We start from the raw sequence: 14,906 nt of genomic DNA, 5'->3' as shown, positions 1-14,906 counted from the left end.
TTTTGAAGTTACATTGATAATAAATTTAAACACATGATGCGTCCTCTATTATTATTTATGATTATACTTTTTTCAAACATTGCTCAAGGTCAAGATTCTAATTACACCAATCTATGGACTATAGTTGAACAATTTGAAGTCGACGGATTGCCTAAATCTGCTTTGAAAACTGTTGAAAATATTGAGAAACAGGCTATTATAGATAATAATAATCCGCAGCTCATAAAAACCATGCTTTTTAAAAGTAAGTATGCATTGATTTTAGAGGAAGACGCGCAATTGAGTATCATCAACGATTTTAAAACCAAAATTGCTAAAAGTGATTTTCCAACAAAAAATATTCTTGAAAATATTCTAGCAAATTTGTACTGGCAATATTTTAACCAACACAGATGGCAATTCTATAACCGAACTAAAACCGCGGAGAAAGTAGATACTGAAGACTTTAGAACTTGGGATTTACAAACACTTTTTAATGAAACACAAATTCATTTCCAAAACTCTTTACAGAGTGGATTGATGCTTCAACAAGAGCCTTTAAATAAGTACAGTGCTTTGTTACATGAGCAAAAAGGTTCGAAAATTTATCGACCTACGTTATTCGATTTTTTAAATCATAATGCACTACAATTTTACAAAACCAACGAAACTCAAATTACCAAACCCGCTTATAAATTTGAAGTAGAAAACCCTGATCTTTTGGCTCCTGCTGAACGATTTTCAGTATTAAATATTGAATCAAAAGACTCTACCTCGTTACAACTACATGCATTAAAAATCTATCAAGATTTGATTCGATTTCATTTGAAAGATAAGTCGCCTTTAGCATTGACTGATGTTAATATGGAACGTTTAAAATTTGTCAATCAACATGCCACATTCGTCGATAAAAAAACCCTCTTAATGAGCGCCTTAAAAACAGAAAGTGAGCGACATAAAACTCATGAGGTTTCTGGATTATATGATTATGAAATTGCTGCTATTTACTATCAAGAAAGCACGCAATATCAAGCTGCTAATAACGAGCAATTTCGCTGGAAAGCTAAAGATGCCATAACGCTTTGTGACGCTGTCATTTCAAAATTTCCGAATAGTAAAGGCGCGGAGCAATGTGAAATTTTAAAGTCTCAAATTAAACATGCTTCTATTCAAATTACCACCGAAGATTTTTTACCGATTCAGCAAGATGGAAGATTACTACTGCGTTATAAGAATTTAAAAGAACTAAATTTTAATGCATACCGAATTACTCAGCAGCAATTTGAGAAATTCATAAATACTTACAGAAAAGATGAACAACTACGTTTTATTAAAAACTTAAATGCCTCAAAAACTTGGTACAATAAATTAAGAAACGAAAACGATTACCAAACACACACTACTGAAGTTTTAATCCCGAAACTGGACAATGGCCGATATATAATTGCCGCATTTATAGATGAAGATAAAAATAATTTTGCTTTCGCGAATATACAAGTAACACATTTGGCCTTGGTAGAAACCGAAGCTTCAGCACATAAGTTGTTTCAAATAATTGATAGAAATAATGGTACACCTAAAGTCAACACCAAAGTTAAAGTTTCATACCAATCTAGAAATAACAGAAATACAATAACTAAAAATTACACCACAAATCAGTTAGGTGAAATTGAAATTGAAAAAGACAAAAATTGGTATAGAAATGTCAAGTTAAAAGTGGAAAGTGCCAACGATACGGCTTATTTCGGCAATTATTATATCAATCAATCTGATATCCAATCGAAAGAACAAGATAGTTATAATTCCTTCTTGTTTACCGATAGAAGTATTTATAGGCCTGGGCAAACTGTTCATTTCAAAGCTATTGCAATGAAAACTATTAATGGTAAAACAGAGGTTGCAGCAAATGAGCCTGTTTATGTAACACTATTTAATACTAATGACGACGAGGTTAAAGAGCTTAAATTTAAAACAAATGAATTCGGATCTGTTTCAGGTGAATTTATTTTACCAAATAATGGATTGAATGGTGAATATTATATTGAATTTGATGGTGATGTTGAAGATTTCTTTTCAGAGCATTATTTTTCAGTTGAAGAATACAAGCGTCCTAAATTTGAAACAAAGTTTTACCCAGTAACCGAAACTTTTAAAGTTAACGACACGGTTACCATTAAAGGACAAGCTTTGGCCTATGCAGGAAGCAATATAACTGATGCCAAAGTGGTATATCGTGTGCATCGCAAAGTAGAATATCCGCGTTGGTATTTTTGGTATCGCCCAAGTTTTTATAGTGAGCCACAAGAAATCACGCATGGTGAGAGTATCACTAATGAAAAAGGCGAATTTGAAATCACTTTCAAAGCCATTCCAGACCAAAGCGTTAATAAAACTAGCTTACCTGTTTTTAATTATGAAATTACAGCAGATGTTACCGATTTAAACGGTGAAACACGAAGCGCAACTACCATTGTTAATGTCGGGTATCATGCATTAATTGCGAACATGAGTATCGCGAGTCCGATCGATAAAACCAAAAAAGATGTAGCTTTAACTATAGATACAAAAAACTTAAATGGCGAATTCGTACCATCAAAAGGCAGCATTAAAATTTATAAGCTTAAAGCGCCAAATGCCGTTTTAAGAGCTCGTCCTTGGGCTGCACCTGATTATCAAACATTCTCTAAAGAGGAGTTTAAGACATTGTTTCCGCATGATGCCTATACCAACGAACACCTATCTAATAACTGGGAGAAAGGCAAACTAGTTCTAGAAAAATCGTTTAACACGAAAGACTCAAAAACACTTGAACTTGGCAAATTGAAGAAATGGAAATCGGGACAATACCTCATCAAATTAGAGAGTAAAGATAAATTTGGTCAATTGGTAAAAGATGAAATAAAAACCACCTTGTTTAGTCATAAAGATGAAACGCCGGCAGACAAGCAGCTGTTTACCATAACCACTAACAAAACCGCTTATCAGGCTGGGGATATGGCAAAAGTTACTGTAGGTTCTGCAGCTAAAAATGTGAAGGTTACGCTTACCATTGAAAAGGATAAACAAATTATAAAAACCGAAGTGATTTCGCTAAATGCAAATAAAAAAACCATTTCTATTCCTGTATCACAAAATGATTTAGGCGGATTCGTAGTGCATTATAGTTTGGCAGCATTTAATAGTTTTTTATCAGGGTCAGAAACCATTTCAGTGCCTTATCCTTCCACAGAACTGGATATTGAAATTAATACCTTCAGAGATAAATTACAACCAGGAACCGATGAAACTTGGAGCTTCAATATTAAAGGTCCTAAAGGTGATAAAGTAAGTGCTGAGTTATTAGCAAGTATGTACGATGCTTCCTTAGATCAGTTTAAACCACATGCTTGGAATTTTAACCCTATCCAAATGCCTAATTATTATGGCATAAGCAACAGACGAGCAAACAACAGTTTTGGTACACAAAATTTTAGAGTCTATCAAGACCGTTTTATTCCGAATTATTCCCATCAAACGTACGACCAATTGAATTGGTTTGGGTTTAGTTTTGGGTACAACAATGACTTAAGAATCAGAGGGAATAAGAGTGTTTCCAGGGCGCTGGAAGGTCGAGTTGCGGGTGTTCAAGTTGTTGAAAATGATATGGAAGTTGAAGAATCTGTTGCATTCATGAAAGTTAGCGACGATGCTGATTTAGATGAAGTGGTAGTAACAGGATTCGCTCCAAAAATTGAAAGTACAGATAAACAAAACTTAGAACAAGAAAGCTTCGAAAACATTGGTATTCGCAAAAACCTGCAAGAAACAGCTTTTTTCTTTCCGAAATTACAAACTGATAAAGATGGCAATGTAAGTTTTAGTTTTACAACACCTGAGGCTTTAACACAATGGAAATTACAACTTTTAGCCCACACTAAAAATTTAGAAAGTGCCACCAAAACCTTAACTACGGTTACGCAAAAAGAATTGATGGTAATACCAAATGCACCGCGTTTTTTACGCGAAGGCGATAACATAACCATCAGTACAAAAATTGCAAACCTTACTGATAAAACACTTTCTGGTCTAGTAAAACTCATATTAACAGATGCCATATCAGGAAATGATATTACAGATAAGTTAATCAATACTTCCCTCTCTGGGAATCAAGACAAGGATTCTTTTATTGTTGATGCTAAAGGCAATACACAGGTATCATGGCGCTTGTCTATTCCAAATGATGTGGATGCTATTCAATATAAAATAGTAGCAAAATCTGAAAGTTTTAGTGATGGCGAGCAAAATGCATTACCCGTTTTAAGTAACCGTATGTTGGTTACCGAAACACTACCTATGTGGGTTAGAAGCAATGAAACTAGAACTTTCGTTTTAGATAAATTGAAAACGAATACCTCAACCACACTCAAAAATCATAAGTTAACTTTAGAAATAACTTCAAATCCGGCGTGGTACGCAGTTCAGGCCCTTCCCTATTTAATGGAATATCCTTACGACTGTAATGAGCAAACTTTTTCTAGATATTACTCCAATGCTTTAGCGAGCCATATTGCAAACTCAAACCCGCGAATTCAAGAGGTTTTTAATCAATGGCGAAATATCGATGCATTACTTTCTAACTTAGAAAAGAACCAAGAATTAAAGTCTATTTTAATTCAAGAAACTCCGTGGTTACGTGATGCACAGAGCGAAACGGAACAAAAAAAGCGTATCGCTCTCTTATTCGATATAAATAAAATGAATAATGAGTTACAGTCGGCACTAAACAAATTAAAAGCTAATCAAATGCCATCTGGTGCTTGGGCATGGTTTAACGGTGGATACGAAAACCGATACATCACCCAACACATTATTGCTGGATTTGGGCACTTGAAACAGCTCGATGTTCTCCAGAATGATAACGCAGAATCTATAATTCAAAAAGCCATCAATTATTTAGATGATGAATTTATCAAAGCGTATAAAAACATCAGAAAATATAATAAAGATGTAGATTTGGATAAAGACCATTTAAGCCATACGCAATTGCATTATTTATATATGCGTAGCTTCTTTCCAGAGATTAAAAAATCGAAAGAAGTTGAAAAAATTAGCGATTATTACCAAACTCAAATTAACAAGTATTGGTTATCGCGACCGTTATATTCTAAAGGATTAATGACCTTAGTTTCATATAGAAATAACGAAACAAAAACGGTTTCTAAAATATTAAAATCGCTAAAAGAAACTAGTATAATTTCTGATGAATTAGGCATGTACTGGAAAGCCAACACAAATTCATGGTATTGGTACCAAGCACCTATTGAAACACAAGCTCTTTTAATTGAAGCATTCTCTGAAGCTGGACATGTTATTCAGAAAGAAACTAAGAATCTAACAGATATTGATAACTTAAAAATTTGGTTGCTTAAAAACAAACAAACCAATAGGTGGAAAACGACTAAAGCAACCACCGAAGCCGTTTATGCGTTATTACTTCAAGGTAGCGAGTGGTTGTCTGTAACCGATATGGTTGATGTCGTTTTAGGCGGACAAAAAATAGAGCCTTCAAAATTAGAAGCTGTAAAAGTTGAGGCCGGAACAGGATATTATAAAACAGCTTGGAGTGCTTCAGAAATTAAACCTAATATGGCTGAAGTAACTATTTCTAAAACTGGAAAGGGTATTGCTTGGGGAAGTTTATACTGGCAATATTTTGAAGATCTAGACCAAATTACTTCTGCTGAAACACCGCTTAAATTAAAGAAGAAACTATTTCTTAAAACAAATTCGGATACTGGCGAAGAAATTTCTGAAATTAACGAAGAAACACCACTCCAGGTTGGCGATTTGGTTAGGGTTAGAATAGAATTGCGAAGCGATAGAAATATGGAATTTATCCATATGAAAGATATGCGAGCTGCAGGTTTAGAACCTGTAAATGTATTAAGCACATACAAATGGCAAGATGGTTTGGGGTATTATGAAAGCACGAAAGATGCTTCCACCAATTTCTTTTTTGACAATTTACCAAAAGGTGTTTATGTTTTTGAATACAATTTACGAGTGAATAATGCAGGAAATATGAGTAACGGTATCACAACAATACAAAGCATGTATGCGCCAGAATTTAGCAGTCATAGTGAAGGTACACGAATACTTGTTGAATAATTACTGCATTACTATAAACAAAATTACACACTTTGTCATTATTGAAAAATATAACGAAATATAAAATCACCATACTGTTATTGGTATTACTACCTGTGTTTTTAGGATGCAAGAATAGCAAGCAAAGCTTCGAGAATCAGACTGAAATAGAAAGCACACCAAAAATTTTATTTCTAAATTATGTTATTGAAAAAACTCTTGATAATAAAAGGAAAATTGAGTTTATCAATAAGAAAATAGTAGATGGTAAATTAAAAAATATAGCCTTCGAACCTATTGGAAATGCGGTTGATGGGGATCTTATTTTTTCGGAATTAGATAGCAAGCTAAAAACCATAAATAAAATTCTAATTAAGAATCCTTTGGTGCAAACCATTGAATATGTTGACGATGCAAAACAATTTCAAACAAAAACACTAGACTTAGATAAATCCCAATTTTCTATAAGGTTACAACTAAAAAACGCTACTAAATACATTACAATTAGTAACTTTGCTGAAAACGAGCCCCTTATCAAAACTAAAATTAACTAGTATGAAATTGGTTTTATGCTTTTTACTACTCGCAATTACCCTACAAATTCCTGCACAAACATTTGATGTTGAAGCAATAAAACTTGAAGGTGCTAACGACAAGCGCATCAATCTTGTTTTTATGGGCGATGGTTATACGGCTTTTGAATTAAACCAGTTTATAACCGATGCTACGAATTTCTCTAGTAGTTTATTTGGCCAAAGTCCGTTTACTGAATACGCAGCATACTTTAATGTATATGCGATAAAAGTGATTTCTAATGAAAGTGGAACCGACCATCCAGGAACTGCTACAGACGTTACGGAACCCATAATTGACGTAAAATTTGTAGATAATTATTTTAATACGTCTTTTGATACAGCAAATATTCACAGATTACTTTATACTTATGATTCTGCAACCGTTTATGATGTGTTAGCAGATAATTTTCCGGAATACGACCAGCCTGTTATATTGGTGAATACCTCCGAATATGGTGGCGCTGGCGGACCATATGCAACCTCATCGACAGGCACAAGCGCTGATGAAATTGTAATACATGAGTTAGGACACTCACTTTTTGATTTGAAAGATGAGTATTATCCTGGAGATGCTTTAGCAGGAGAAGCCATAAATATGACTCAAGAAACCAATACGAGCTTGGTTAAATGGAAAAACTGGATAGGAACTAGTGGTGTTGGCATTTATCCGTATGGCACTTCAGGAAACGCAGCAACTTGGAACAGACCTCACCAAAACTGTAAAATGCGCTATTTAGGCGTTCCGTTTTGCTCTGTATGTAAAGAAGGGATTGTTGAAAAAATTCATAGTTTAATATCACCCATTGATGCCTACACACCAAATAATACAACGGTTGATGAACCAACCTTTTCATTGGATTTTCAATTAGATTTGATTAAACCTATTCCAAATACCTTAGAAAGCGAATGGACCTTAAATACAGTAAGTTTTGCTAGTAATGTAGATGATGTATCTGTACTTGAAACTGATTTGGTAGAAGGCGCCAATACCCTAACAGCTGTAGTTCATGATAACACTCCATTTTTAAGAGTAGATAATCATGAAAGTGTGCATATTCATACCGTAACCTGGACTATAAATTATTCATCACTTGGAATTAATGATATTGAAAGTGAACTAAACAACTATACGATTTCCATGTATCCGAATCCAACAAATAACATTTTAAATGTGACGTTGGAAAGTAACTCTTCTTCTAATTTAAAAATTGAAATTATGAGTTTGGATGGAAAAAAAGTAAAGTCTACAAGTCTTTCAAATTATGAAAATACACCAATTGATATTAGTCATTTTAGTGAAGGTGTTTATGTTTCAAATTTCTATTCTGGAAATATTTTAATTGCGAGTAAAAGATTGATTAAGAATTAATTCTTTTTATCTGGCGGATAACCAGTTAAAATCTTAGCAACTATAGCATTGAATTGTTCTTCGCGTTTTTCTGGTGTTGCGTTTGGTTTGAATGAAGATTCGCTAATGGCCTGCCAAAAGAGTTGTTTTTTATTTTCGTCTACAAAATCTATAATTATTTGTCGGTTTACGTTCGCTTGCCCAATAGGTAAACCTACAGAAATACCGCCACCAACATTTCTTCCGGTACCGCCTATTCCAATTCCAACAGATTGCCTTTGCGGATTTTGAATTTCAGAACTTTTGATATCGATAAAAAAATCTGGGTCTTCGGAAAGATAATAGCCCTTGGCTTCCATTTGTGCATCGATAACATTCAATAAGCGCTTGGTATCTAAGTCGCTTAAACCCGTGTTTAAATTCGAGTAATATTGATACGTTTTATAGTTATTGAAATTGGTTGCTTTGTCATAATCATAATCTACACGAATGGGTGCGCAAGAAACGATGAGTAAGGCAAGAATAGTAGCTTTTAGAAATCGCATGAGCCTTTAATTTTAGTTAAAGTTAATCAAAAATTATTCCAAAAGTTTAAGTTTAGTTTTTAAGCTGCGTTAGGGATTGTAAAGGAAATCCTTTTTGCGAAGCACGAGCAAAAAGATTGTATTGTAAAGCCCGACCCTTGCGGTAACGCCCTAATTATTTAACATTTTCCAGAGTAAATCTTTGAGTTCTTTGATGCCTTTTTGCGCTACTGATGAAATGAACAAATATGGAATTGGCAACTCGTTATCTAGTTCTTTTTTAAGTTCCGCTTTGAGCTCGTCGTCTAGCAAATCGCTTTTAGAAATGGCGATGATACGCTCCTTGTCAAGCATTTCTGGATTGTATCTTCGGAGTTCATCTAACAAAATATCATATTGTTTTTTAATATCCTTGGCATCTGCAGGAATTAAAAACAGGAGAATAGAATTACGTTCTATATGGCGTAAAAAATAATGACCAAGCCCTTTACCCTCTGCAGCGCCCTCAATAATTCCAGGAATATCTGCCATAACGAAGGTTTGAAAATCGCGATATTTAACTATGCCTAAATTGGGTTTTAGAGTGGTAAACTCGTAATCGGCAATTTTAGGTTTTGCAGATGTAATTACCGATAATAATGTTGATTTTCCAGCATTAGGAAAGCCTACCAAACCAACATCGGCAAGTACTTTTAACTCCATGGTAACATACTTTTCTTCCAATGGAATACCAGGTTGTGCGTAGCGAGGTGTTTGATTGGTTGAGGACTTAAAGTGCCAGTTTCCTAAACCACCTTTACCACCTTCTGCCAATATTCGTTCTTCGCCATCTTCGGTTATTTCAAACAGTATTTGATTGGTTTCGGTATCTCGAATAACAGTTCCTAGGGGCACATCGATGTATACATCTTCACCATCGGCACCAGAACTTCTACCGCTACTTCCATGTTCTCCATGTCCCGCTCTGGTATGACGCTTAAATTTTAAGTGAAGTAAAGTCCATAAATTCGCTTTACCGCGCACAATAACATGACCACCACGACCGCCATCACCACCATCTGGACCACCTTTTGTAATATACTTTTCACGATGTAAATGCACAGATCCTTTGCCTCCGTTTCCGGAACAAACATACATTTTTACGTAATCTACAAAGTTACCTTCAGTCATAGTTATTTATTGTTATTAAAAATACAAAAACTATAACTTCAATATTAAAGTTATAGTTTTCAAGTATGAGATTCCTGCTTTTTACAGGAATTTATAGTTTGTCTATTACAGCACTTAATCGCTTGGTAATTTCTTCAATGCTACCAACACCATCAACACCAAAATATTTATCTTGTGCAGTGAAATAGTCTTTTAAAATTGCAGTTTCGTTGTAATAAACTTTAATTCTGTTTCTTATGACTTCTTCGTCGGCATCATCTGCACGACCGCTTGTTTTTCCACGTTCAAGTAAACGTTTTACTAAAACTTCATCATCAACTTCTAAAGCAATCATTGCATTAATTTGAGAATCTTTGCTGTCCATTAATTTATCTAGAGCTTCAGCCTGCGCATTAGTTCTAGGGAAACCATCAAAAATAAAACCTTTTGCATCAGCATTTTTTTCTACCTCTGCATTCAACATATCTATAGTAACTTGGTCTGGTACAAGTGCGCCCTTATCCATGTATGACTTGGCCAACATGCCTAAAGCGGTTTCGTTTTTAATGTTGTATCTAAAAACATCGCCGGTTGAAATGTGCACTAAATTATACTTCTCTTTTAAGAATTCTGCTTGAGTTCCTTTTCCTGCTCCTGGAGGGCCAAATAGTACTAAGTTTGTCATGTGTTGTGTTTCTTTTATTTGATATACTTCTGGTAAATTTCTTCCTAATCCATCATAATCTAAACCATAGCCTACAATAAATTTATTCGGAATCTCTATACCTACATAATGTAATTTAAAATCTTTTTTATAGGCTTCAGGTTTGTAAAAAAGTGTTGCAATTTTTAACGATTTTACTTTTTCGTTCCTGAATATCCTATGAACCTCGTGTAACGTGTTTCCGGTATCAATAATATCTTCCAGTATAATTACTGTTCTTCCGGTTAAATCTTGTGTTAGACCAATTAAACGTTGGATATCTTCGCTAGATTTCACGCCTTCATACGACGCTAATTTTATAAAAGTGACCTCGCAGGTTTTTGGATACTTCTTTACAAAATCGCTAGTTAACATAAACGACCCGTTTAAAATACCAACAAATACAGGTATTTCGTCACCTACGTCTTCAGCAATTTCATCAACCAAGCGCTGTAAGGCATCATCAATTTCTTTAGCAGAAACAAAAGGTTTGAAATATTTATCGTGTAGCTTTATCACGGGTGTTAAATTTTAAAGTTGCAAAGATAATCAATAGATTAAGTAATACCCATTTTTTGATTTACGATTTAGGAAGTATTTTAAGATTTAAGTGTATTTTTGCCTAACTTAAATAAGTTATTAGCTTGAAAACAATGACAAACTATTTTTCTTCAAAATTTAAACTCGGAATACTTGGCGGTGGTCAATTAGGTAAAATGCTGCTTTACAACACCAGAAAATTTGATATTTACACATCTGTATTGGATGCGAGTGAAGAAGCGCCGTGTAAAATTGCGAGTAATGAATTCCATTTGGGCGACCTCATGGATTATGATGCGGTTTATAATTTTGGAAAACAAGTAGATGTTTTAACCATAGAAATTGAAAATGTTAATGTTGATGCACTAGAAAAACTTGAAAAAGAAGGCATTAAAGTATATCCATCGGCAAAAACCTTACGAACCATTCAAAATAAGGCGAAACAGAAACTGTTTTATAGAGACCATAATATTCCAACATCCGATTTTACGCGTTTTGCCTACATTTCTGAAATTGAAGACTCTCTGGAAAATGGTGGATTAGAATTCCCTTTTGTTTGGAAGGCAGCACAATTTGGGTATGATGGCAATGGTGTTAAGATGGTAAGAAATTTATCAGATTTAGAAGGTTTGCCAAAAGGCGAATGTATTGCCGAGGAGTTAATTCCATTTAAAAATGAGTTGGCAGTAATTGTGGCGAGAAGTGCATCTGGCGAAACAAAAACGTATCCTGTGGTTGAAATGGAGTTTCATCCTGAAGCAAATCAAGTTGAATATGTAATTTGTCCTGCAAGAATTTCAGAAGATGTAGCAAAAAAAGCTGAGGCGGTTGCTTTAAAAGTTTCAAAAGCTTTTAATCATGTTGGTCTTTTAGCGGTTGAAATGTTTCAAACTAAAGACGATCAAATTTTAGTTAATGAAGTGGCACCAAGACCTCACAATTCTGGTCATCAAACCATTGAAGCTAGTTATACGTCGCAATTTGAACAGCACATTAGAGCCATTTTAAATTTACCACTAGGAAGAACAGATAGTAAAGTTGGAGGCGTTATGGTAAATCTTGTTGGCGCAGAAGGCTACAGCGGCAATGTAGTTTATAAAAACATTGAAAACATTATGAATATGGAAGGTGTTACGCCTCATATTTATGGCAAAAAACAAACACGCCCGTTTAGAAAAATGGGGCATGTAACCATTGTAAACGAAGATTTAAATGAAGCCCGACGCGTTGCAGAAGAAGTTAAGAAAAGTATTAAAGTTATAAGCGAATAAATATGAGCAAAGTAGGAGTTATTATGGGAAGCAAAAGCGACCTACCAGTAATGCAAGATGCCATAGACATCTTAAAAGGATTTGATATTGAAGTTGAAGTAGATATTGTTTCTGCGCATCGTACCCCAGAAAAATTATTTGATTATGGAAAGCATGCACACACCAGAGGTTTTTCTGTTGTAATAGCAGGAGCTGGTGGAGCAGCGCACTTACCGGGAATGATTGCTTCTTTATCGCCCCTACCCGTAATTGGCGTTCCTGTAAAAAGCAGTAACTCAATTGATGGATGGGATTCTGTACTCTCTATTTTACAAATGCCTGGTGGTGTACCGGTTGCTACTGTAGCTTTAAATGGTGCCAAAAACGCGGGTATCTTAGCTGCTCAAATTATAGGTTCTAGTGATAAATGTGTGCTAGACAAAATCATAGCTTATAAAGAAGGTTTAAAAATTAAAGTCAACGAATCTGCTAAAGATTTAAAATAAAAAAAACCCCGAATTACTTCAGGGTTTTCAGCTATTAACAAATAATTCTCAAGAGTTAGTCACTCTGTGTATTATTGGCTGCAAAAATAAATAAAAATTTACTATGCATACATAGTAAATTTTATTTTTAACATATTTATTGAAAAAATGATAAAAAAAGCACTTGTTACCCCATTTAAAACAAATTATAACGCTGCTCCTTTCAGAATAATTCAAAATAAGGACTTCCTTCCCACATTTAAAGAAGCCATAAAAATGGCAAAAAAGGAGATCAATAGTATTGTAAACAATCCTGAAAATCCAACTTTTAAAAACACCATCGAAACTTTAGAATTTTCTGGAGAACAATTGGATCGAATTTCAAGTATCTTTTTCAATTTAAATTCTGCTGAAACCAATGAAGAAATTCAAAAAATAGCTCAAGAAGTTTCGCCTTTACTTTCGGAGTTTAGTAATGACATAACTTTAAATGAAGATTTATTCAAGCGTGTAAAAGCAGTTTATGATTCTCAAAACAATCTCGAATTAACAACTGAACAAACAACACTTCTAGATAAAAAATATAAAAGTTTTTCCAGAAATGGCGCCAATCTTCCTGAAGACAAAAAGACCAAACTTCGAGAAATCGATAAAAAATTAAGTCAGTTAAAATTAAAATTTGGCGAAAATGTGTTAGCTGAGACCAATAAATTTGAGATGCTAATTACCGATGAAACCGATTTAGCTGGACTTCCTGAAGGGGCTAAAGAAGCAGCGAAACAAATGGCAGAGTCAAAAAATAAAGCCGGTTGGTTATTTACACTTGACTATCCTAGCTTTATCCCATTTGTAACTTATGCCGATAATAGAGATTTGCGTAAAAAAATAACACTTGCTGCTGGAAGTAAATCGTTTAAAAACGACACATTAGACAATCAAAAAATTGTGTTACAAATTGTTAATCTAAGACACGAACGCGCTAATCTTTTAGGCTATAAAACACATGCTCATTTTGTACTTGAAGAACGTATGGCCGAAACTCCTGAAACCGTATTAAAGTTCTCGACCGATTTGTTGGAAAAAGCAAAACCAGCGGCTAAACGCGAGTTTAAACAACTTGAAAATTTTGCTAAAAAATTAGATAATATCGATCATTTAGAAAAATGGGATGGTTCTTATTATTCTGAAAAATTAAAACAAAAACTTTTTAGTCTTGATGACGAATTGCTTAAACCTTACTTTAAATTAGAAAATGTCATCAATGGTGCTTTTACCGTTGCTAATAAACTTTTCGATTTACACTTTGAAGAAATCAATGATATTGATAAATACCACGAAGACGTTTTAACCTATAAAGTTACCGACTCTAAAGGGAATTATATTTCTCTTTTTTACGCCGATTTTTTTCCAAGACCAGGAAAACGTAATGGCGCGTGGATGACATCTTACAAGCCGCAATACATTAAAGATGGTGAAAATAGTAGGCCACACATTTCAATAGTTTGCAATTTTACAAAACCCACAAAAACGAAACCGTCTTTACTTACGTTTAATGAGGTTACTACTTTATTTCATGAATTTGGTCACGCCCTTCATGGCATGCTTGCGAACACTACTTACCCTAGTTTATCAGGAACGAGCGTATATTGGGATTTTGTAGAATTACCAAGTCAGATTCTAGAAAACTGGTGTTATGAGAAAGAGGCCTTAGAATTGTTTGCGACACATTATGAAACCGGAGAAGTCATTCCGATGGAATTAGTTGATAAAATCAAAGAATCAGCAACTTTCCATGAAGGGATGCAAACGTTACGCCAATTGAGCTTTGGATTGTTAGATATGAGTTGGCACGGGCAAGACCCATCAAAGATTAAGGATGTAAAAGCTTTTGAAACAGAAACTTTTAAACGAACAACTTTATATCCTGAAACTAAAGAAACTTGTATGAGCACCTCATTTTCTCATATTTTTCAAGGTGGTTATTCATCAGGGTATTACAGTTACAAGTGGGCAGAAGTACTAGATGCAGATGCTTTTGAATATTTCAAGGAAAAAGGCATTTTCAACAAAACCGTTGCCAATAAATTTAAAAAACATGTATTAAGCCAAGGTGGGACAGACAACCCCATGACGCTCTATAAGCGTTTCAGAGGTCAAGAACCAAAACCTGAAGCGTTATTGAAACGTGCTGGATTGATTAAAACTTAAAAGATTTGTATTTGATATT

General features: G+C 34.3%; 9 protein-coding genes. 6 read left to right on the top strand and 3 right to left on the bottom strand.

The window, feature by feature from the left end; all coding sequences use genetic code 11:
- Positions 1-33: 33 nt before the first annotated feature.
- From O5O44_RS04000 to O5O44_RS03990, 3 genes are read left to right on the top strand one after another with little or no spacing between them, the layout of a single operon-like run.
- Entirely contained in the window at positions 34-6,126 is a 6,093-nt protein-coding gene (locus O5O44_RS04000; RefSeq protein ID WP_289195831.1) for an alpha-2-macroglobulin family protein, read from the top strand.
- Between the two features lie 41 nt (positions 6,127-6,167).
- Complete coding sequence (locus tag O5O44_RS03995; RefSeq protein WP_019386245.1) at positions 6,168-6,659, top strand: hypothetical protein; 492 nt, start codon at positions 6,168-6,170, stop codon at positions 6,657-6,659.
- Position 6,660: 1 nt separating this feature from the next.
- Complete coding sequence (locus tag O5O44_RS03990) at positions 6,661-8,049, top strand: T9SS type A sorting domain-containing protein (protein WP_289195830.1); 1,389 nt, start codon at positions 6,661-6,663, stop codon at positions 8,047-8,049.
- Here O5O44_RS03990 and O5O44_RS03985 read toward each other — a convergent pair.
- The 3 genes from O5O44_RS03985 to O5O44_RS03975 form a co-directional block, all read right to left on the bottom strand.
- Entirely contained in the window at positions 8,046-8,573 is a 528-nt protein-coding gene (locus O5O44_RS03985) for a DUF4136 domain-containing protein (RefSeq protein WP_289195829.1), read from the bottom strand. The two genes, O5O44_RS03990 and O5O44_RS03985, sit on opposite strands and share 4 nt — an antisense overlap.
- Positions 8,574-8,723: 150 nt before the next feature.
- A complete protein-coding gene (gene obgE / locus O5O44_RS03980; RefSeq protein WP_289195828.1) occupies positions 8,724-9,722 on the bottom strand; it encodes a GTPase ObgE in 999 nt (332 codons plus the stop codon).
- Between the two features lie 91 nt (positions 9,723-9,813).
- Complete coding sequence (locus O5O44_RS03975) at positions 9,814-10,923, bottom strand: adenylate kinase (RefSeq protein ID WP_289195827.1); 1,110 nt, start codon at positions 10,921-10,923, stop codon at positions 9,814-9,816.
- Positions 10,924-11,057: 134 nt separating this feature from the next.
- On the opposite strand from O5O44_RS03975, the gene O5O44_RS03970 reads away from it, so the two are divergent.
- From O5O44_RS03970 to O5O44_RS03960, 3 genes are all read left to right on the top strand, one after another.
- Complete coding sequence (locus O5O44_RS03970) at positions 11,058-12,215, top strand: 5-(carboxyamino)imidazole ribonucleotide synthase (protein ID WP_289195826.1); 1,158 nt, start codon at positions 11,058-11,060, stop codon at positions 12,213-12,215.
- 2 nt (positions 12,216-12,217) lie between these two features.
- Positions 12,218-12,700: a 5-(carboxyamino)imidazole ribonucleotide mutase gene (purE, locus tag O5O44_RS03965; RefSeq protein ID WP_289195825.1), complete on the top strand. Its 483-nt coding sequence runs from the start codon at positions 12,218-12,220 to the stop codon at positions 12,698-12,700.
- A 147-nt stretch (positions 12,701-12,847) separates the two neighbouring features.
- A complete protein-coding gene (locus O5O44_RS03960; protein ID WP_289195824.1) occupies positions 12,848-14,887 on the top strand; it encodes a M3 family metallopeptidase in 2,040 nt (679 codons plus the stop codon).
- Positions 14,888-14,906 lie beyond the last annotated feature (19 nt).

The sequence above is a fragment of the Algibacter luteus genome, assembly GCF_030344935.1.
Taxonomy (GTDB): Bacteria; Bacteroidota; Bacteroidia; order Flavobacteriales; family Flavobacteriaceae; genus Arenitalea; species Arenitalea lutea.
Note: the sequence above shows the minus strand (reverse complement) of the source record. Positions and strands in the feature narration are given on the sequence as shown.